At 35.0% G+C, this 20,568-nt stretch carries 17 protein-coding genes and 6 tRNA genes; 3 read left to right on the top strand and 20 right to left on the bottom strand.

Features of this window, described 5'->3' with window-relative positions:
- Nucleotides 1–17: 17 nt before the first annotated feature.
- The 16 genes from phoU to BUC25_RS09810 all read right to left on the bottom strand — a co-directional run bounded on the left by phoU (nucleotide 18) and on the right by BUC25_RS09810 (nucleotide 12,920).
- Nucleotides 18–677: a phosphate signaling complex protein PhoU gene (gene phoU, locus BUC25_RS09885; RefSeq protein ID WP_073201693.1), complete on the bottom strand. Its 660-nt coding sequence runs from the start codon at nucleotides 675–677 to the stop codon at nucleotides 18–20.
- Between the two features lie 367 nt (nucleotides 678–1,044).
- A complete protein-coding gene (gene pstB, locus BUC25_RS09880) occupies nucleotides 1,045–1,887 on the bottom strand; it encodes a phosphate ABC transporter ATP-binding protein PstB (protein ID WP_073201692.1) in 843 nt (280 codons plus the stop codon).
- A 59-nt stretch (nucleotides 1,888–1,946) separates the two neighbouring features.
- Entirely contained in the window at nucleotides 1,947–2,831 is an 885-nt protein-coding gene (pstA, locus tag BUC25_RS09875; protein WP_073201691.1) for a phosphate ABC transporter permease PstA, read from the bottom strand.
- Nucleotides 2,832–3,782: a phosphate ABC transporter permease subunit PstC gene (gene pstC, locus BUC25_RS09870; protein ID WP_073201690.1), complete on the bottom strand. Its 951-nt coding sequence runs from the start codon at nucleotides 3,780–3,782 to the stop codon at nucleotides 2,832–2,834.
- Between the two features lie 95 nt (nucleotides 3,783–3,877).
- Nucleotides 3,878–4,909, bottom strand: coding sequence for a PstS family phosphate ABC transporter substrate-binding protein (locus BUC25_RS09865; RefSeq protein ID WP_073201689.1), 1,032 nt, complete (start codon nucleotides 4,907–4,909; stop codon nucleotides 3,878–3,880).
- A gap of 199 nt (nucleotides 4,910–5,108) precedes the next feature.
- Nucleotides 5,109–7,238, bottom strand: coding sequence for a peptidoglycan D,D-transpeptidase FtsI family protein (locus BUC25_RS09860; RefSeq protein ID WP_073201688.1), 2,130 nt, complete (start codon nucleotides 7,236–7,238; stop codon nucleotides 5,109–5,111).
- A 60-nt stretch (nucleotides 7,239–7,298) separates the two neighbouring features.
- The gene (locus tag BUC25_RS09855; protein WP_073201687.1) at nucleotides 7,299–8,531 is read right to left on the bottom strand and encodes an MFS transporter; all 1,233 of its coding nucleotides are present in this window, start codon (nucleotides 8,529–8,531) and stop codon (nucleotides 7,299–7,301) included.
- A 258-nt stretch (nucleotides 8,532–8,789) separates the two neighbouring features.
- Nucleotides 8,790–9,401, bottom strand: coding sequence for a superoxide dismutase SodA (gene sodA / locus BUC25_RS09850; RefSeq protein WP_073201686.1), 612 nt, complete (start codon nucleotides 9,399–9,401; stop codon nucleotides 8,790–8,792).
- A 188-nt stretch (nucleotides 9,402–9,589) separates the two neighbouring features.
- Nucleotides 9,590–9,662: transfer RNA gene (locus BUC25_RS09845), tRNA-Phe, on the bottom strand.
- Between the two features lie 28 nt (nucleotides 9,663–9,690).
- Nucleotides 9,691–9,783 (bottom strand) — tRNA-Ser (locus tag BUC25_RS09840).
- Between the two features lie 10 nt (nucleotides 9,784–9,793).
- Nucleotides 9,794–9,870 (bottom strand) — tRNA-Ile (locus BUC25_RS09835).
- Nucleotides 9,871–9,885: 15 nt separating this feature from the next.
- Nucleotides 9,886–9,961 (bottom strand) — tRNA-His (locus tag BUC25_RS09830).
- A 9-nt stretch (nucleotides 9,962–9,970) separates the two neighbouring features.
- Nucleotides 9,971–10,047, bottom strand: a tRNA-Met gene (locus tag BUC25_RS09825).
- A 1-nt stretch (nucleotide 10,048) separates the two neighbouring features.
- Nucleotides 10,049–10,123 (bottom strand) — tRNA-Asn (locus BUC25_RS09820).
- 147 nt (nucleotides 10,124–10,270) lie between these two features.
- The gene (locus tag BUC25_RS09815) at nucleotides 10,271–11,902 is read right to left on the bottom strand and encodes a Na/Pi cotransporter family protein (protein ID WP_073201685.1); all 1,632 of its coding nucleotides are present in this window, start codon (nucleotides 11,900–11,902) and stop codon (nucleotides 10,271–10,273) included.
- A gap of 373 nt (nucleotides 11,903–12,275) precedes the next feature.
- Nucleotides 12,276–12,920, bottom strand: a complete 645-nt coding sequence (locus BUC25_RS09810; RefSeq protein WP_073201684.1) for an NfeD family protein — start codon at nucleotides 12,918–12,920, stop codon at nucleotides 12,276–12,278.
- Nucleotides 12,921–13,188: 268 nt separating this feature from the next.
- Here BUC25_RS09810 and ispG point away from each other — a divergent pair, with 268 nt between their 5' ends.
- Nucleotides 13,189–14,292, top strand: a complete 1,104-nt coding sequence (gene ispG / locus BUC25_RS09805; protein ID WP_073201683.1) for a flavodoxin-dependent (E)-4-hydroxy-3-methylbut-2-enyl-diphosphate synthase — start codon at nucleotides 13,189–13,191, stop codon at nucleotides 14,290–14,292.
- Nucleotides 14,293–14,328: 36 nt separating this feature from the next.
- Here ispG and BUC25_RS09800 read toward each other — a convergent pair whose 3' ends face one another.
- A complete protein-coding gene (locus BUC25_RS09800) occupies nucleotides 14,329–14,745 on the bottom strand; it encodes a DUF4190 domain-containing protein (protein ID WP_073201682.1) in 417 nt (138 codons plus the stop codon).
- Nucleotides 14,746–14,831: 86 nt separating this feature from the next.
- Nucleotides 14,832–15,539 carry a lytic transglycosylase domain-containing protein gene (locus tag BUC25_RS09795; RefSeq protein WP_073201681.1) on the bottom strand — a complete coding sequence of 236 codons (708 nt, stop codon included), beginning with the start codon at nucleotides 15,537–15,539 and terminating at the stop codon, nucleotides 14,832–14,834.
- Between the two features lie 185 nt (nucleotides 15,540–15,724).
- Here BUC25_RS09795 and BUC25_RS09790 point away from each other — a divergent pair, with 185 nt between their 5' ends.
- Complete coding sequence (locus BUC25_RS09790; RefSeq protein WP_073201680.1) at nucleotides 15,725–16,009, top strand: DUF2624 family protein; 285 nt, start codon at nucleotides 15,725–15,727, stop codon at nucleotides 16,007–16,009.
- Between the two features lie 658 nt (nucleotides 16,010–16,667).
- Here the strand turns inward: BUC25_RS09790 and BUC25_RS09785 are convergent.
- Both BUC25_RS09785 and BUC25_RS09780 read right to left on the bottom strand, forming a co-directional pair.
- Nucleotides 16,668–17,561 carry a deoxyribonuclease IV gene (locus BUC25_RS09785; protein WP_073201679.1) on the bottom strand — a complete coding sequence of 298 codons (894 nt, stop codon included), beginning with the start codon at nucleotides 17,559–17,561 and terminating at the stop codon, nucleotides 16,668–16,670.
- An 18-nt stretch (nucleotides 17,562–17,579) separates the two neighbouring features.
- Complete coding sequence (locus BUC25_RS09780) at nucleotides 17,580–18,890, bottom strand: DEAD/DEAH box helicase (RefSeq protein WP_073201678.1); 1,311 nt, start codon at nucleotides 18,888–18,890, stop codon at nucleotides 17,580–17,582.
- Between the two features lie 136 nt (nucleotides 18,891–19,026).
- On the opposite strand from BUC25_RS09780, the gene BUC25_RS09775 reads away from it, so the two are divergent.
- The gene (locus tag BUC25_RS09775) at nucleotides 19,027–19,968 is read left to right on the top strand and encodes a 4-hydroxy-3-methylbut-2-enyl diphosphate reductase (protein WP_073201677.1); all 942 of its coding nucleotides are present in this window, start codon (nucleotides 19,027–19,029) and stop codon (nucleotides 19,966–19,968) included.
- The last annotated feature ends 600 nt before the right edge of the window (nucleotides 19,969–20,568 follow it).

Here is a 20,568-nt window from a genome sequence, read left to right as displayed (position 1 = left end):
TACTCCTTTTTTGTATCTTAATTATTTAGATCCGTTGATTCTCCTTTGACAAGGTATGTTACATCTTCTCCTATATTTGTAGCATGATCACCTATTCGTTCCACATACCTGCCACTAAAAGCCATTTGCATAATATGTTGTATTTTTTGTGGATTAGTAGCCGTTTCTTCCAATAACTCTCTAAGCATAGTTGAATACATATTATCAATTATATCGTCTAACTCAGATAATTTTCTAGCTAATGTAATATCTTCATTTTCATATGCTTTTATTGCAAGATCAATCATCTCAACAGCTATATGCTTCATTTCATCAATAGACGAATGAACAAGAATTCCATGCTCAGAACCAAGGTGAATGGTTGACTTAGCAATGTTTTTCGCATTATCTGCCATTCTTTCTAAATCAGTCGAAATTCGTAGTGCGACAACCAATCGTCTTAAATCTGTTGCAACAGGTTGTTGACGGGCAATTAAAAAAATTGCTTCCTCATTTATTTTGAAATCTAATTGATCTAACTCTGCATCTTTTTTTATAATTTCCTCTGCTTTTTTTACATCTGAATTATAAAGAGTTTTAACAGCAGAAGTTAATTGATCCTTTGTGCTCCTTGCCAATTGAACAATCAATTGTTCGACTTGTTGTACTTCTCGATGAAATATTTCTCTTCCTACCATCCTACTCTTCCTTCCTTAAATCCCCTATTTATATATACATATAATAATTCTGCCAGAAAATACATAAAAATGTACTTTCTAGCATTTTAATTTAACGTTATTAGCCAAGAAGTCTTCATCTTCCGATAACTCAACGGTAAGGTGGAGATGTATTGACTTTCGGCAAACTATGCTAATTGATCGAATAAATTAAAGCATGGAAAAAATGTGTAAACTAAGCTAAATTCTCCCTTGCGTAAAATATTCAAGGTAAAAAGAAACCGAATCGTCATTCATTTAGGGCAGGAACTTACCGCAGTATTGCTCATGTAGACGAAAGGTTACTTCTGTCATAGAAGTGAGACGCTCTCACTTCGTGTCCAGTAATTTATCCAAATCTACCTGTTATATAATCTTCCGTACGTTGGTCTTTCGGATTAGAAAATAATTGATTCGTTTCAGAAAATTCTACTACTTCTCCATTCAGCATAAATACAGTTCTATCCGAGATACGCGCAGCTTGCTGCATGTTATGAGTAACAATAATTATTGTGTAATTTTTCTTTAATTCTTTAATTAATTCTTCTATTTTTAATGTAGAAATTGGATCCAAAGCAGAAGTGGGTTCATCCATTAACAGCACATCTGGTTCAATTGCTAAACATCTAGCAATACAAATTCTTTGCTGCTGCCCACCAGATAGTCCATAAGCATTCTGATTAAGACGATCTTTCACTTCATCCCAAATAGCGGCCCCACGTAGACTTTTTTCTACAATTTCATCTAGTATAGCCTTCTTTTTTATACCATGTACCTTAGGACCATAAGCTACATTTTCATAGATAGACTTAGGAAACGGATTTGGTTTTTGAAAAACCATTCCTACCTGTGTTCTTAAATCCTCCACCTTTATAGATTTATCTAAAATATTTTTTCCTTTGTATGATATTGCACCTGTTGTACTTACTCCCGGAACCAATTCTACCATTCTGTTTAACGTTTTTATATAAGTTGATTTTCCACAGCCTGAAGGACCAATAATTGCTGTTACTTCATTTTCACGAATTTCTAAATTTATATTCTTTAGTGCGTGTGTCTTTGTATACCATAAATCTAAATTCTGAGTATTATAAATTACCGAACTTTTGCTCTCGATTTGCTCCTGACTTTCATTCGTTTGAACCGTATCGTTTACATTGATGTTAATTTTATTTTCTGTTAATGTACTCATTATTCCACTCCTCAACAAAATTGCTTTTCTTGATAACCCATAGTCCAATTTTTTCTTATTTAATATCGATGTTGGTATTTGTTTCGAATGAATATTGCTACAGAATTAAGTAAAAATAGAATTATTAGCAATATAATAATGGTTGCTGCTGCGAGATTAGCATATTCAGCAACTAACGATGAATCAATCGTCCAATAATAAATCTGCATTGGTAATGCTGTAAATGTATCAAATAAGCCTTCCGGAAAAGGTATCAACAATGCAGGAATGCCTAATACTGTTAAAGGTGCTGTCTCCCCAATTGCACGCGAGAGTGCGAGGATTGCTCCAGTTAAAATACTAGGTATTGCAGCAGGAAGAATGATACGTCGAATGGTTTGCCACTTAGTAGCTCCCATTCCATAAGATGCTTCAGAAAGATGCCCAGGCACAGCTCTTAATGCCTCTTGAGCAGAAACGATAAGAATTGGTAACACTAATAATGCCAAAGTTAAACCTCCAGCTAAAACAACATTTCCTAAATCAGCTAATCGCACAAATACAGTTAAGCCCAATAATCCATAAACGATGGAAGGAACACCTGCAAGGTTAGATATATTCGTTTCTATAATAGATTGAAACCTTCCTTTTTTTGAATAAAGTTCTAAAAAAATCGCGGTTCCTACCCCAATGATAAGTGTAACTGGAATAACAACGACCATAACCCATAAAGTACCTAAAATTGCACCCATTATACCTGCGTTTTCAGCTGTGGTGGATAACCTTCCAACTATAAAGTCAATGTCGATCCAACTCATTCCTTGAAATAACACTCGAATGATTAGAACAGCTAGAACCACCAACCCAAATAAAGTGGAAAGAAAGAAAATAGATTTCCATATACTATTTTTCCGAACCCTAGCATCAATCTTGTTATTTAAATGTAGTGCTTCTAATTTTTCCATTTAATATTCCTCCCTAAATTTACGAGAGACATATTTCGCAAGTAAATTCATAATTAAGGTAAAGACAAACAATGTTAAGGCAACTGCATATAAACTATAATGTAAAGTAGATCCAGCAGGTGCTTCACCACCAGAAACCTCTACTATAAAAGCAGTCATTGTCTGCATCGATTCTCTGATATCAAACGTAAAGTTTTTAGAACTTCCACTTGCGATAGTTACGATCATTGTTTCTCCAATTGCACGTGAAATTCCGAGTACAAAAGAAGCCATAATTCCTGAAAATGCTGCTGGTATAACTACTTTAATCGTTGTCTCTAATTTAGTAGTTCCCATTGCTAATGAACCTTCCCGCATTCCATTTGGAACAGAATTCATTGCATCCTCAGATAATGAAGCAATCATCGGAATAATCATTACACCCATTACAATACCTGGACTTAATATATTCGTAGCCTCAACACCCGGCCATAAATAGCGAATTAAAGGTGTTACAAAAGTGAATGCAAAGAAACCATAAACAATGGTAGGAATACCTGCTAAAATTTCGAGTAATGGCTTTAATACTTTTCTTACTTTATCTGTTGCATACTCACTTAAATATATTGCTGACATTAATCCGATTGGACCAGCAACTAGAATTGCAATTAATGAAGAAATAATGGTCCCATTTAATAATGGTAATATACCAAATTCAGGATTTTGACTAAGTGGATTTAGTTCTGTACCTGTAAAAAAATCTAGAATTGGAACTTCCATAAAAAATTGGACTGCTTGACTTACCAGTGTATAGAGAATTCCTATAGTAGTGAGTACAGTTATGGAAGCTAATAAAAAAAGAATGCCAGGAATACTTTTCTCAAAATAATTATTGAGGCTTTTCTTCTCTTTGTTTTTAGCAATAAGTTCACTAACATTCGTTCCTGAATTGAGATTGCTGTTTGTTGCCATCTTTTAGTACACCCCTTTGTCGAAACTCACAATAAGATGAGAGCATGATATACCCTCATCTTATTTGAGTTAATGATCTGCATTAACTGTTTGTCTTATTTTAATGCTTGAACTTCTTCTAGCATTGCTTCTCTTTCTTCTTCTGGAATAGGAGCAAATCCTGTTTCACCTGCAAATTCATTGATACTTTCAGCCAAGTATACTGCATAATCATAAACTTGTGGTTTTTCTTGAGCGTGTGCCTTATTTAAATAAGTGAATACCGGACGAGTGTATCCTGCATATGGACCTTCTTCACCGATTGTATCTAATGAAGGAACCACTGCCCCTTCTCCAAAGTCAATACCTACAGCATTAATTTTATCTTTATTACTGTCGTAATATCCAAATCCAAAGAACCCAATTGCATTTTTATCTTCTGCTACTAAAGTTACAAGAGTTGAATATTCTTGTTGAAGATCAATCGTTTCTACTAGATCTTGTTCTTCTACAATTGATTCATAGAAAAATTCATAAGTACCATGATTTTCATTAGGACCATAAGTCTGAATTTCTTCATCTGGCCACTCTGGATTAATTTCAGACCAGGTTGTTACATTTCCTAAGAAAATATCATTTACTTGTTCTGCTGTAAGTTCAGTAGCCCAATCATTTTCCGGATTAGTAACAATTGTTAATCCGTCAAGTGCTACTTTCATTTCCATAACTTCTATTCCTAATTCATCTGCTTTTGCTTGTTCTTCATCTTTAATAGGACGAGAAGCGTCATTAAAATCTGTTCCATCTTCAACTAAGAACTTTTCAAAACCTGCACTTGTTCCAGCACGGCTTACTTCAACAGATACATTTGGTTGTTCGTTAATCATATATTCTTCAGCCAGCTTTGCCATTAATGGATATACTGTACCAGAACCATCGATAACTACGCTTCCTTCTAATTCTTCTGATGCTTCTGTATTTTCTTCTTCACTGGAAGTCTCTTCAGACTCACTTTCATTTGTTTCTTCTGTTTCATTCGCATTTGCTTCCTCGTTGTTACCTTCTTCGGAATCACTACCACATGCAGCTAATAGCCCGATAGATAGGATCGTAACAAGAGCTAACAATAATAGTTTTAGCTTGTTCATTTTTATTTTCCCCCTATGACTTTGTTTATTTGAAGCCTCGATTAACGCTTCTATAGTCATCATAACGGATAATTATTAATCTACTATTAACGCATTGTAAAGAAAGTGTAAATTCGACAGATTCGTTGATTATCCTTAAAGACTCTAATATAAATTGACAATAGAAAAAGCGGAACTAGTTTATCTAGTTCCGCTTTTATTAATCTTCTTTATTCTCATTATTATCAGATTCTTCTTCATCTGAGTTTTCTTTCATTTCATAATAAGTTTCAATTACTCGTTTGCCTATAGCATGATGAACTTGATGTCTGCCAGTACCTGTTCCATTATTAGGAACAATTATAGCAAAGGCAACTTCAGGGTTTTTAACTGGGCTATATCCAACAAGTGATAAGTTTTCTGTATAAGCAACTTGTTTTCCATCTTTATATTGCGGATTTTCTGCAGTTCCAGTTTTTGCTGCAACTTCATACGGAAAACTCCCCCATTGACTGGAAGCTGTACCGTGGGTAACTACTCGTCGAAAGCCGTCTTGTACCCTTTCAATATACTTATCATCCATGTCTACTCTATTTAATACTTGAGGATTAATGGATCGAATTAACTCACCTGGAGTTCCATCACCATTTCCTGGCTCTCTTATTTCTTGCACTAAGTGAGGTTTCATTCTATATCCGTCATTTGCTATAGTTGATACATATTGAGCTAATTGCAAGGCAGTGTAAGTATCATATTGACCAATTGATAAATATATTAAATTACCTTCTTGTGGATTAGCTCCTCTTAAGCCTGTTGCTTCGAAAGGTAAATCAATTCCTGTTTTGACTCCTAAACCAAATTGACTATAATAATTGCGCATAGTATCAAATGCACCATAGTCAAAATTGTACAATTTTTCATTTCTTCGATAAGTAGCTCCCGCTATTTTAATTGCTATTCTACCCATATACACGTTCGATGACTTCGCAATTGCTTCTATATCAGAATTACTTGGTCCTAAATAGGAATAAGATGAAAATTCTTTAGTACCTTTTATCTTAATATCTTGTTCACTCAAAACGGTACCAATATCTATAACATCCTCTTGATAACCTGCTAATACTGTTGCCCCTTTGATAGACGATCCTGGCACATGTGAATCGTAAATCGTTCGATATGCTTGATTAAAATATTCTTTTTCCTCTTTATCATATCGATATCCTGACAATGCCAAAATTTCTCCTGTTTGAGGATTCATGACTACAGCCAATGCATCCTTTAAATAGCCATTATTACTAGCAGGATTGTTTATTGCTGTACGCAATTCTTCCTGAACAATCTTGTCAACTTCCGCCTGATATTCCATATCTAGTGTTAAAATGAGGTCTTTCCCGCGTTGTCCTTCAACGACAACTTCGGAATTAATAACATCTCCATATGTGTTCGTTGTATATTGTACTTTTTCTTTTCTTCCTCTTAAAACATGTTCATATTGCTGTTCTAACCCACTCGTTCCGACGCGATCGTTCCAAGTATACCCATTAGCTAAGTAAAATTCACTGGCTTCTCGTGGTATACCCTCGTCTGAAGTGGTTAAATTACCGAAAAAGGAACTTAACGTTGAATCATATAGTTTCTCACGTTCCCAATCAATGACAGCATCAATTCCTGGAAGAGCGTATAAGTGTTCGGCAACTTTAGCATACTCCTCGTCTGTTAAACCCTCATTTACCACAACGTGTGGAGATAATTCATAAGCTGAATCCAATTCCTTTTTGATCGCTATAATATTTAATAATTCTGGTGTCCACTCAATTTTATCCAAATCTGCTTCAGTAATCTTGTCGAGTTCAACCGAATATTTTTCTCCTGCATCAAGTTGTTTTTCTTCTTCTGTCAATCGTTCTGCAATTTTTTCTTGATTTTCTAAGTACCAATATTCTTTTCTATCCCGTTCTCGAATCGTTTCTTCAAGTTCTTCGTCATCTTTTATAATGGTGATGTATTCGGCTAATTTTTCTGCTAGATCTAACCGTTCTTGTGCACTTTCACCATTTTTAGGTGGCGTATACGTGATTGATTTGACAGCTTGGTTATCCAAAATCAAATCAAAATCACTATCATACATTTTCCCACGAGGTACAGGCTTTTCACTAGGTGTATTTTCTGTTTGGTTAATTTGTCTTTGTGCTTCTTCCCCATTCAAAATTTGTACAACACCTAATTGAACGATGAGCAAGGAAAAAATTAAAAATACACTTACAAACAATATATTTAATCGAAAAGGTAATTGTCCTTTTTTCTTTTTAAGTTTTTTCTTTTTTTTATTTAATTTAGGATGCTGATTCATCCTCATTCCCCCTATTTTACAAACATCGCCACTATTATAACATGATTGATGCTGAATTTTCTATTTATTAGTTAAATGCATCAACATATTTGTTTTACGCACAAAATAATATGCGAATAAATTACCTCCCCCTATTGTTAATAGTAGAACAGGTATTATAATCACGGGCTCAACCAAAGTAACTGTAAAAATAAAAATAAGAATGGACGTAATTCTTCCTATATTAATAAATAGTTCTCGAAAAATAATATATTCAATTCTTAATTCGCGTGCTCCTTTCGCCTTTCCAATAATATCGTATGTTAAAGATATAAACGGAACATTAAATATTGGATAAGCAAAACCTATCAGGATTCCGTATGCAAGTAACATCCAATAACTTGTTTGAAATACGAAGATGACAACACCCGCATATAATAGTAAGCCACCAATCAAAATCGCTCTTTTACGGTGCTCAATCTTCACCACTTTTGACACAACAAAATAACCGATAAAGGAACACAATGACATGGTTAAATTAAATGCACCTAATGCAAATTCACTATTCGTTGCAATAAACACCCATATTGCAATAATAAATATAAATAATCCTTCCCTTAAGCCCTGAAAGATATGAGCATACAAAATATTTCTCCAATTTTGATCTATTTTTCGTTCTAATGCTACTTTTTTAAAGAGAAACTTTCCAGTTGCTTTTCTTTTCTTTAAAAAGAATGAACAAATAATGGCAACAAGAAATAAAAAAAAGGATATAAAAAAAATGATGCTATATCCTTGAAAATTATCTAATCTTGTAATGATATATCCAGCAAAAAATGGCCCTACCATACCACCAAAAGATTGTAACGTACCTAATATGCCATTAAAAAAGTCCCGACTTTCTGGCTCCGTTACTTCGAATGTCAACACATTAAATGCTAACCAATAAAATCCATAACCGATTCCTAAAATCGCCCCCAATAAATACGGGAACTGGGATGCTTGATCTCCAGCCAGTAGTACCGTTACATAGAAAACAGATAGAAATGTAACACCAACTCGAATAATAATAGTACGATCAACCTTTTTAGCAAATTTACCTGCAATTACAAAAGCGATCGGCTGAAATATATATATAAATAAATTATAGGATGCAATGTCTATATATTCCCCTGATTGTTTCCATAAGTAAATATTAACAAATGTATTTGATAAAAATGTTGCTAATGCATAAAGACCACCAATTGTTAGTAATAATTTTAAATCTTTTCTATTTGGAATCATTGGCTTGTTTTTTTTACCGAATCTGCTCATCAATTACACCTCACTACAATCTAACCTTTATTTTGGTCTAGAAAGCATGAGATATACATGATTATATATCATAATAAAATATTCAGTATCTGAAATACTATTTTCTCTTTTAAACAGCATGTTATATACTGCACAAAAGAAGAAGTATGCCTCCCAGTGTCGTTTTCAATTTGGAATCAGTGGCAACTTCAAGGATTAAATGGTGTCTGAGAGCCAAAAGAAAAAGACTACAGTATGAACTGTAGCCTTTATTATCAATTATTTAGCTTCGTTATATAGACTTGCTACTTTATCCCAATCTACAACATTCCAGAATGCTGCAATGTAATCAGGGCGTTTGTTTTGATATTTTAGGTAATAGGCATGTTCCCAAACGTCTAAACCTAAAATAGGTGCTTTACCTTCTGAAATAGGAGTATCTTGATTAGGTGTGCTAGTAATTTCAAGTTCACCATTATTAACTACTAACCAAGCCCAACCAGAACCAAAACGACCTGCACCTGCTGCAGCAAAATCTTCCTTGAACTTATCAAAGCTGCCAAAAGCTGAATTGATTTGATCAGCTAGCTCACCTGATGGCGCTCCACCACCGTTTGGTGATAATAATGTCCAGAATAGACTGTGGTTGGCATGACCTCCACCATTGTTTCTAACTGCCGTGCGAATATTTTCTGGTACTGAATCAAGGTTTGCAAGAATGTCTTCGATTGATTTGTTTGCTAAATCATCATGACCTTCTAATGCAGCATTTAATTTAGTAACATAAGTGTTGTGATGTTTAGTGTGATGAATGTTCATTGTTTCCTTATCAATATGCGGTTCTAATGCATCATACCCATAAGGTAAGTCTGGTAATGTAAAGTTTGCCATGTTTATTCCTCCTATTTTAAAATTAAGAAAGTAATTTTGCTTTCTAAATCAAATGGTATCAAATATTAGAAATAAAATGCAAATATTTAGCATAAACAACCACAATTATTTTATACAACCTATTTAATATATAAAAGATTTGTTCCTAAAAAATAAAAAAACAAGCATTCTGGTTGCTTGTTAAAAGGTGGCTCGGGACGGAATCGAACCGCCGACACACGGATTTTCAGTCCGTTGCTCTACCGACTGAGCTACCGAGCCAATGTTTTTTAGTCTTACTAAATATGTATGGAGGAGGAAGAGGGATTCGAACCCCCGCGGGCTTTGACACCCCTGTCGGTTTTCAAGACCGATCCCTTCAGCCAGACTTGGGTATTCCTCCGAATGTTATATGGTGGACCCTGCAGGATTCGAACCTGCGACCGATCGGTTATGAGCCGATAGCTCTAACCAACTGAGCTAAGGGTCCACTATTGTTTTTAAATGGGGCGACCGGTGGGGATCGAACCCACGCATGTCGGAACCACAATCCGATGTGTTAACCACTTCACCACGACCGCCATTATAATTGGTAGCGGCGGAGGGGATCGAACCCCCGACCTCACGGGTATGAACCGTACGCTCTAGCCAGCTGAGCTACACCGCCATGGCTCCACAGGTAGGATTCGAACCTACGACCGATCGGTTAACAGCCGATTGCTCTACCACTGAGCTACTGTGGAATAAAGTTTATGTAATCATTGAAGCGACATTTAATAATTTACCATAGCACATGAACTTCGTCAATAGTTTTTTATAATTTCTTTTTAAAAATGTCTGTTAAAGATATCAGGAAGTAGCATTTAAACTACTTCCCTTATTAATCAGTTCTAATGTCTTTCCTCTAACACTTCATCTGCAATATTAACCGCATGGTCCCCTATTCGTTCTAAGTTACTAATTATATCAGCAAAAACGATCCCAGCTGTACCACTGCAAGCTCCCTCGTTTAGACGAATAATATGTTTTTTACGGTAAGTGCGTTCCATTTTATCAATTTCATTTTCTTTTTGGACGACATTTAACGCTGCTTCCCTATCCATGTTGTCTAATGCGGATATAGCTTCTGTAACTGTACTGATCGTTAAATCAAACATTTCATTTAAATCAATCATACCTTGTTCCGTAATATCGACTTTGTTTGATTGCTTGTAATTTACTAATTCAATAATATTTTCAAAATGATCCCCTATTCGCTCAATATCTCTTACAGAATTCATTAAAGCGGAATGTTTGTTACGCTCGGATTCAGAGAAATTGGTTGACGAAAGTTCTATTAAATACGCAGTGATTTCTCTGTCTAAATTATTTAAAGCACCTTCAATTTGTTGTGCCATTTCTGAATTCTTCTTGTCATTTCTATTTAAATATAAACTTGTTTCTTCCAGCCCTTTTGTTGCGTATTCTCCCATGCGAATTACCTCTGCTTTAGCTTGGTCTAATGCAACGATAGGAGATTGGGTGATGAAAATCGGATCTAAATGTTTAGGTTTATATTCTATTTCGACATCTTCACCAGGAATTAACTTGGTAACAATTAAGGCTAAGAATCCAATAAACGGAAATTGAATTATTGTATTTAACACATTAAAAATACCATGTGCGTAAGCAATCGACATTGCAGGGTTTAAATCAAAAACACCCTGTAAATATGCAATGAAATTTGTGTACAAACCAATAAAAATAATGACTACTGTTGCCCCAAGAACATTAAAAATAACGTGAGTTAAAGCTGCTCTCTTAGCAGCTACCGTTGCCCCTATAGATGCTAAGACGGCAGTAATGGTAGTACCAATGTTATCACCAAACAATACCGGTAAAGCCGCTTTTAATTCAATAGCACCTTCCATCATAAGACTTTGTAAAATCCCGATTGTTGCACTGGAACTTTGTACGATAACTGTAAATACAGTACCAATTATAACACCTAAGATTGGATTACTAGACATATTAACAGTTAAATCTTGAAATGCTTCTACTTCTCTTAAAGGTTTTAAAGCACCACTCATTAATTCTAGACCAAAAAATAATGAACCAAAACCAAATACCGCAATACCTATATTGGTTATTTTTACATTTTTGATAAAAAATATTAACAGTGCCCCGATACCCATAATAGGGAGAGCATATGCACCTAAATCAAAGCCGATAATAAATGCTGTAACTGTTGTACCAATATTTGCCCCCATGATAACACCAATCGATTGACGCAATGTCATAAAACCGGCATTCACTAAACCAACAGTTAAGACAGTAGTACCTGAACTGGACTGAATAAGTATGGTTACAATAATACCAGCTAGTACACCCAAAAAAGGATTAGTCGTGAATTTGTCCAAAATATCACGTAAGCGATCACCAGCACTTTTTTGTAACCCATCTCCCATATATTTAATACCAAGAAGAAAGATACCAAGTCCAGCAATAAATTCTAAAATTAGAGCTTGTACGTTGATTTCCAAGATAGCTCATCCCTTCTCACAAAACTTTTCTTTATGTAGTATTCCAAAAACGATAAAAGTATTGCCAAAATTAGTCCTTTTTTAGTTTCAGCTTTATTAAACGACATAATTAGACATACGTTTCATCTACCCAATCCATTATTAATGATTAGTGAACGTTTTGTAAAGACTTTTATTTAAAATTTACAAAACCTTAACAAACAATTTTATTATAACAATTATTGGACAAAATGATAGACTTTTTGACAAAATATTATTTTTTATATGTTCATATTACTATATTTGGGGATTGTACTAAGATTATGTAAGGTTTTCCTTTTATTTTACAATGATTATTACTGTTAGAATAATTAAAAGAAAAGAACAGCCAGCATTATTCTGCTGACTGTTCTCTTATTTCCTGAACAAGTATTCTAGTGCCATCCACTTGTGTGATTTTAATTTCTGTATTTTTTTCAATCCATTTCCCTTGCGTTATGGCGCTGTATTCTTTTTCTCCAATTAATACTGTCCCTATTGGTCTCATATCTGTTGTTGTCAGTCCTTTTTTACCGACTAAGTCTTTATGTGACTGATTGATACTCGAATAACCTGCTTCGTTTGTTAATTGATCAAAAAGTGTAATTTTTGTCCACATGTGTCTTTTCTTAAAGACTTTCAAGAAACTAAATGACATTACCCCACCAATTAAGACACCAATTACAGCATACAAACCAGCGGTCCAATTCGGTGCTGCGAAACCAACGGATGCAATCATACATACTAATCCGAGGACTGCTAAAGTCCCGTCATTGACTATCTTGCCATCTATAATCATCAACATGATACCAACAAAATAAATAATGATCATGATAAAGAACATTCCTGGTTCTAAAAAAGATGAAAAATAAATGGTAATAAATCCAATTCCTAAAATACTAAAGGCACCTCTTGCATTCACCAATAGTTCCCCAACCAGAAAGAGTGTTGCTAAACCTACAATTACAAAACTCATCCAATCTGCGGTTATCGTAAACATATCTGTCATCACCTCTAAACGCGGTTTTCTTCTTATCATAACATACGTTTGAAGTTGTGAAAGGGTTTCAAAATATTATTTTTTCTTTAAGTTTAAGGTTTGATACTTCTCTTTTTATCAGTTAGCCTTTATAATGAATGGTGGAAAACTATTTTTATAATTTGGTCTTCTTTCAGCATCTTCTTTGAATGAAGGCTACTACCGAGTATAAAAGTACAAACAATACGTATAATGTATCGGAAATAGAATTAAAGGAGCGATTTTATTTATGGCTTTAATCCATCGAAAGAAAACTCGACCTGTAAAAGTCGGAAATGTGATGGTAGGTGGAAAAGATGAAGTAGTTATTCAGTCTATGACAACAACCAAAACACATGATATCGAAGCAACTGTTAAAGAAATCGAACGATTAGAAGAAGCAGGTTGTCAAATCGTACGAGTAGCCTGCCCAGATGAACGTGCTGCAAATGCGATACCCGAAATCAAAAAAAGAATCAATATTCCCTTAGTAGTTGATATACATTTTAATTACAGATTAGCATTAAAGGCCATCGAAGGTGGCGCAGATAAAATTAGAATTAATCCAGGTAATATTGGTAAGCGAGATAAAGTAGAAGCTGTTGTAAATGCTGCGAAAGAAAAAGGTATTCCGATTCGAATCGGGGTGAATGCTGGATCACTTGAACGGCATATTTTAGAGAAATATGGTTATCCAACAGCAGAAGGTATGGTAGAAAGCGCATTACATCACATCAAAATTTTAGAAGATTTAGATTTTCATGACATTGTTGTTTCATTAAAAGCATCGGATGTTAAATTAGCGATTGAAGCTTATGAAAAAGCTGCTGAAGTCATTCCATATCCTCTTCATTTAGGTATTACAGAGTCAGGTACTCTATTTGCTGGAAGCATTAAAAGTGCTGCAGGCATGGGAGCAATTTTAAGTAAAGGCATCGGAAGTACCATGCGTATTTCATTAAGTGCTGATCCAGTGGAAGAAGTAAAAGTCGCGAAAGAATTATTAAAAACCTTTGGACTTGCATCCAATGCTGCTACACTTATCTCTTGCCCTACTTGCGGGCGAATTGAAATTGATTTAATAAAAATAGCTAATGAAGTAGAAGAATATATATCTACAATTAAAGCACCGATTAAAGTGGCTGTGTTGGGTTGTGCGGTAAACGGACCTGGTGAAGCTAGAGAAGCGGATATTGGTATCGCTGGTGCTCGCGGAGAAGGTTTATTATTCCGTCACGGTGAAATTATCAGAAAAGTCCCTGAGGAAACAATGGTAGAAGAATTGAAAGTGGAAGTAGACAAAATAGCAGAAGAAATGATCCAAAAACAAAAAGAAGAAGCACAGGAAGTTTAATACAAAAAAGGCAAGCCAATCGGCTTGCCTTTTTCTTTAGAATGATAGAAAAATCAACGAGATTAAAATCGAAACAATCGAAGTAACGATTGCTGCATTACCAAGCGTATCAGCACCTTGTTTTTTAGAAACAAAGCCTAAAACAATCCCACCAATAGCCATTATTAATGGCCAAATAAAGAATGAAGCTAATGCTAACACTAAGCCAGCCCAACCCCATGCAGTATTAACATTTGACTGCATTTCAGTTTCCTGTTCGGCTGAATCGATTGGTCGATTAAACTCATTGGCAGAAAGTTCTGCAGATGTCTCTGCCTCTCTTTTATATGCTTCATCTACTGCATATAATTCATCCGTCGCAACAAATTGCTTTGTTTGTGGTGCCTCATCAATGTGTCCATTATCGATTTTTGGAGCATTTTCCACATGTTGTTCATCACGGTTTTCTGGCATGCTTATACCCTCCCTTTCTATTTAGAGGTACAAGTATAGTATGCCTTAGAACCAATGATACTTACGTGGAAATTAATACTTAAACATTAATTAGCAAAAGCGACAAAATCTTTATATTTCTTTGCATTTGTTTGGATTCGTACTGCATATTCACTATTTGCGTGACCATTTTTCAATTTGTACTGCTCCATTCCAGCCATACCACGATGATAAGCTGTCAACGTTTCATCCCAATTATCATATTGGTCATATAGATAGTCTAGATAGACTAATGACAACTTAATTGAATAATACGGATCAAACAAAAGAACATCTTTATATGGCATCTCTGCCATATCTGCAATCCAAGGTGCTGTATTTTTCATAAATTGTGCCATTCCGTATGCATGACCATACTTCGTTTCAGGTCCAACCAATTCAGGATCAAATGTATGACCAGTTTCTATTTTTAATAATTCATATACAATAAATGGGTCAATATCGTATTTTTCTGCTTCTTTAACTAAATATATAGCCCATGGTCTTAAAAATTCTCCATCACTTTCTTTGACCATTACCTCTGCTACGTCAAAATATTCCGGCCAAGTCTCATGGGTTAACTTGACTTCTTTATGATTGGATTGGTTTAAGATATACGTTGCTTGAGATTCAATTGTATCGATTTCTTGTTCTAATTCGATATTATCTTTTTTTAGTGCTTGCATTTCCTTTTCATATGATTTTATTTGATAATAGCTTACAGATGCAACCACTAAAACCAATACAATGCTAATCCATTGCATTTGTTTTTTCACAGTCTATGCACTCCTTTTATTCCAATAATACGCTCTTCGACATTGTATTTATACTTACAGCGTTCTATATTAGCGAAAAATGTCGAATGTTGCAAATATTATACACTCTCTTCTTATAACCTATATGCACTAACTCTAAACATTCATGCATAAAATAATACAATACGAAGAAAGGAGATTGATATATGAACGGCTTAACGAAAAGAATCATTGTAAACAAATTAAAGCAATTAACTGCGAGTGAAGTTTTTGAATACGCACAGAAATACCATTTATCGATTACCAAAACACAGGCACAAGCAATAACTAATCATTTAAAGAATACTAACTATGATCCCACTAACGCCGAAGATCGAGCAAAGATGTTAAAAAAGCTTGCACAAATTACAAACATGGAGACAGCTAAATCTTGTCAACAACTATTTCAAAAATTAATAAAAGAATATCGAGTTGAACATCACTTTCGTTAATATAATTCGAATATAATGATAAAATAAAAGTAATGTGATCAAAGTTAAAATCCGAACGATATACAAATTCTCCTAATAAAAGAATTTGTAATCGTTCGGATTTTTCAATTGCGTATTAGATTATGCGACATAACTCTAGTTGGTAATTATGAAATGGTGTGTGTAAAAACCGCTCCGGCTTGTCCACTTCCCTTTCCATGGGCTTTTTCCTTCAGCTAACTTTTCCAAGCAAAAACCGCATGGAAAAGTGGATCTTCAGGAAAAAGAATCCCATAGGAGTGGAAGTGGCCGCCTACGCTTAGAGGGACTCTACAACTATTGCAAATGCTTATACTTTATATTGTTACAATTAGACAATAAATCAGATTATATTGATAACAATTATAAGTAATCTAATGATAAATTGACGATAAATAATAAAACATGATTATTCCTACTTTAGTTGTAGAGCATTTAAAAGCGCAGGCGTCGGCTTCCACTCCTGCGGGATGTTTTTATCCGAAGATCCACTTTTTAAGCGTACTTTGCTTAAAAAGTTAGCTAAAGAAGTGTCCGCGGAAAGGGAAGCCGACAAGCCGAAGCAATTGCAAAGCACGTATAAAATCTCATAATTACCACTAAAATAGTGTCGCCTTGTTTTTGTTTATTTTATTTTATTTTATTGATTAACAATTTGTTCTTTTAGATCTGTTATGAAGGAACCGTTTTTTAACATTTCTATTTCAAATTTATATGGCGGTTTTTTATTTTTCTTATCTTCCCCAACATAAGGTGTTTCCAAAATTTTAGGCAGATCAGCAAGTTGTTTGTGATGAACGATTTTATGAATCGTGTCAAACCCTATATGACCAAATCCGATGTTCTCATGTCGGTCTTTTCCTGCTCCCTGCACATTCTTACTATCATTAATGTGTACAACCTTTAATCGATCAACACCGATGATCTTATCAAATTCGTTTAAAACACCATCAAAATCTTCAACGATGGAATAACCGGCATCATGAACGTGACAAGTATCCAAACAAATCGATAGTTTTTCATTATGTGTCACACCATCGATTATGCGTGCAAGCTCGTCGAAAGACCGGCCAATCTCAGTACCTTTTCCTGCCATCGTTTCTAAGGCAATTTGTACGTCTTGTTTTGGATCTAGTACTTCATTTAAGCCTTCAATGATCTTAGCGATACCTTTATCGACACCTTCACCTACATGGGCTCCGGGGTGTAAAACAATTTGTTTTGCGCCAATCGCTTCCGTGCGATCTATTTCATTTTTTAGGAAACTCGTCCCTAATTCAAATGTTTCTTTCTTAACAGTATTTCCAATATTAATAATATATGGAGCATGTACCACAACATCTGAAATACCATGTTCCTCCATATGCTTACGACCTGCTACAATATTTAAATCCTCGATTGGCTTTCTCCTGGTGTTTTGTGGCGCACCTGTATAAATCATTAACGCCGTAGAACCATACGAAACAGCTTCTTCACTCGAACCTAACAACATCTTCTTTCCACTCATGGAAACATGTGAACCAATTTTAAGCATTGTATCTCTCCTCTTTATCTATTTTTTAAAATTATTTCGATTCATTTTCTTTTTCACTTTTTGCTGTTGATTTTTCATTTTTTTCTTATAACCCGGCTTAACTTTTTTTGGCTTTTTAACTTGCTGCCATGCCTTTTTTTCAATTTCATTTTCTTGCTTTTCACGTTTCTGTCTCACGTTCCAAGCTTTTGCTTCACGCCACTCCCCGTTTACTACATCATAAAAAGTAAAGGTGAGGCCCTTTTTTTCTAATTTTTGAACGAGGTGAATATCATTTTCCTGATAAAGATTAATTGCGGTACCTTCCATACCCGCTCTCGCAGTTCTACCTACACGGTGAATATAAAAGGCTTCCTCTTTTGGTAACTCAGCATTAATAACATGGCTAACGCCTTTTATATCAATGCCTCTTGCAGCTAAATCTGTGGCAACAATATATTGATATTTTAATTGTTGGATCTCTTTTAATACTCTCTTTCTTTCTCGTTGATTAAGTCCACCATGTATCAAACCTACATTTATTCCCCTTGATTGAAGTTGTTCAGCTAATTTATTCGCATTTTCTTTACCATTAGTGAAAATAATTGCTAAATAAGGCTGGATTAACTTCGTTATATCGTTAATTACATCAGCTGGTTCCCGATGTTTTAATGCAATCAATCGATGTTCCAATTTCTCAGGTGCTAATCGATCGTCCATTTTAATATATACAGGTGAATTTAAGTATTTTTTTAAAAATGGTTGCAATTTCTCTGGAATTGTCGCAGAAAATACCATGACCTGTATTTTAGGGTCCGCATTCGTTAATATACGATCTATCTCATCAATTAAACCTAACTCTAACATGAGGTCTGTCTCATCAATTACGAAAGATCGAGCTGCAAAGATATCCAGGACACCCTCTTGAAGTAAATCTAAAATTCGACCAGGAGTACCGACTACAATGTGTGGTGGCTCTTTCATTTTTTCGATCATTCTTTTTTTGTCTGTACCACCTATAATTAATTTCGCCCTCCAATTATCTTCATTATCAGAAAAGCTCATAATTTTTTTTACTTCATCATATATTTGTATCGCTAATTCCCTTGTAGGAGCAGTTAATACGATTTGTGTTTGCGAATTGGTCGGATCTAATTGATTTAATAATGGGATCAAAAATGCATGAGTTTTTCCTGAACCTGTCTCCGATTGTCCGATAATATCTTTACCTTTTAATGCTTCTGGAATGACTTTGGTTTGGATTGGTGTTGGTTCATAAAAATTCAAATGACCGATTACTTCGTTCATCCAATCATTTAATGCGTACTGTCTAAATAAATGTTTTTCCATGTTAATCTCCTTCTAACTAACAAATATCTTTGTCAATTGTGCCAAATACCTTTATAATGTAAGTATTGGACAAATTTGAGTCCACTATTAATTATTTTACTTGATCTCTAATAGAAAGTACAGAGGGGGAACCAGAATGGAAGTAATTAAGATCGCACCTAGAGGCTATTGCTATGGTGTTGTTGATGCAATGGTTATTGCTGCAAATGCAGTAAAGGATCCCAATCTACCTCGTCCTATATATATTCTTGGTATGATTGTTCATAATTCACATGTAACCAAAGCCTTTGAAGAACAAGGGGTATATACACTTGATGGTAAAAATCGATCAGAGTTATTAGAAGAAATTACAGATGGTACCGTTATTTTTACGGCACACGGTGTCTCACCTGAGGTTAAGAAAAGGGCTGAAGAAAAAGGATTGACAGTGTTAGATGCAACATGTCCAGATGTTACACGCACACATGATTTAATTCGTGAGAAAGTAAAAGAAAATTATGAAATAGTTTATATAGGTAAAAAAGGTCATCCTGAACCAGAGGGTGCTGTTGGGGTGGCACCTGATCATGTACACCTCATTCAAAATCAAGAAGACGTAGATACGTTAAATTTATCATCTAAAAAGATTTTAGTGACAAATCAAACTACGATGAGTCAGTGGGATGTTTATGATGTAATGTTAAAAGTGCAACAAAAGTATCCTCAAACCGAAATGGAACAAGAAATTTGCATGGCGACACAAGTACGCCAGGAAGCAGTTGCAGAACAAGCAAAAGATGCGGATTTAACATTAGTTGTGGGTGATCCGCGAAGTAATAATTCCGAACGACTAGCACAAGTATCAAAGGAAAAGGCTGGTACACAAGCATATAGAATTGCGGATATATCAGAAATAAACCTTGAATGGCTTGAAGGTGTCAACAAAGTTGCAGTTACCGCTGGTGCATCAACTCCAACACCCATCGCCAAAGAGGTAATCAAATTTATCGAACAATTTGATCCCAATGATTCCGAAACGTGGGACATAACTTCAAAGGTCAAAAAAGAAAAGATATTGCCGAAAGTAAAAGCAAAATAAACCATAAAAGAGTATCCATTTACAAGTTGCAAATGGATACTCTTTTACTTAGTAGACACAAACTGCGAAGTAAACTTCTGAAAATCTTTAGCTGTAGTAGAAATTATGAAATGTTTTATTTACTAGACATCCGCTCCGGCTGCCCACTTTCCTTTCCGTGGGGTTTTCCCTTCTGCTAACTTTTTCAAGCATAGACCGCTTGAAAAAGTGGATCTTCAGGAAAAACATTGCCACAGGAGTGAAAGTGGGCGGCCTACGCTATAAATATATTCTGCAACGGTTGCGACAATTATCATTCTGAGCTATCTATATGAATTTAATATAAAGTAATGAGTTAAATAGTCGAAATTTCAATTCTCGCATTCATTGTAGAACTTCACCTAGCGCAGGCGTCCACTTCGACTCCTGGGGGATCAGCGCGATCTGAAGATCCACTTTGTAAAGTGACCTTCTTTACAAAGTTAGCTGAAGACGCGCCCCCCCGGAAAGCGAAGTGGGCAAGCCGGAGCGGTTGTTACACAGATTCCTTCATTCAAAATTACCACTTTAGTTACTTCACAGTTTTGTTTATATGTTCCTTACTTTAAATTATATACAGTA

This window comes from Gracilibacillus kekensis, from assembly GCF_900143085.1.
In the GTDB taxonomy this organism is placed as follows: Bacteria; Bacillota; Bacilli; order Bacillales; family Amphibacillaceae; genus Gracilibacillus; species Gracilibacillus kekensis.
The sequence above is the reverse complement of the archived record's forward strand: the minus strand, read 5'-3'. Positions and strand labels throughout refer to the sequence as shown.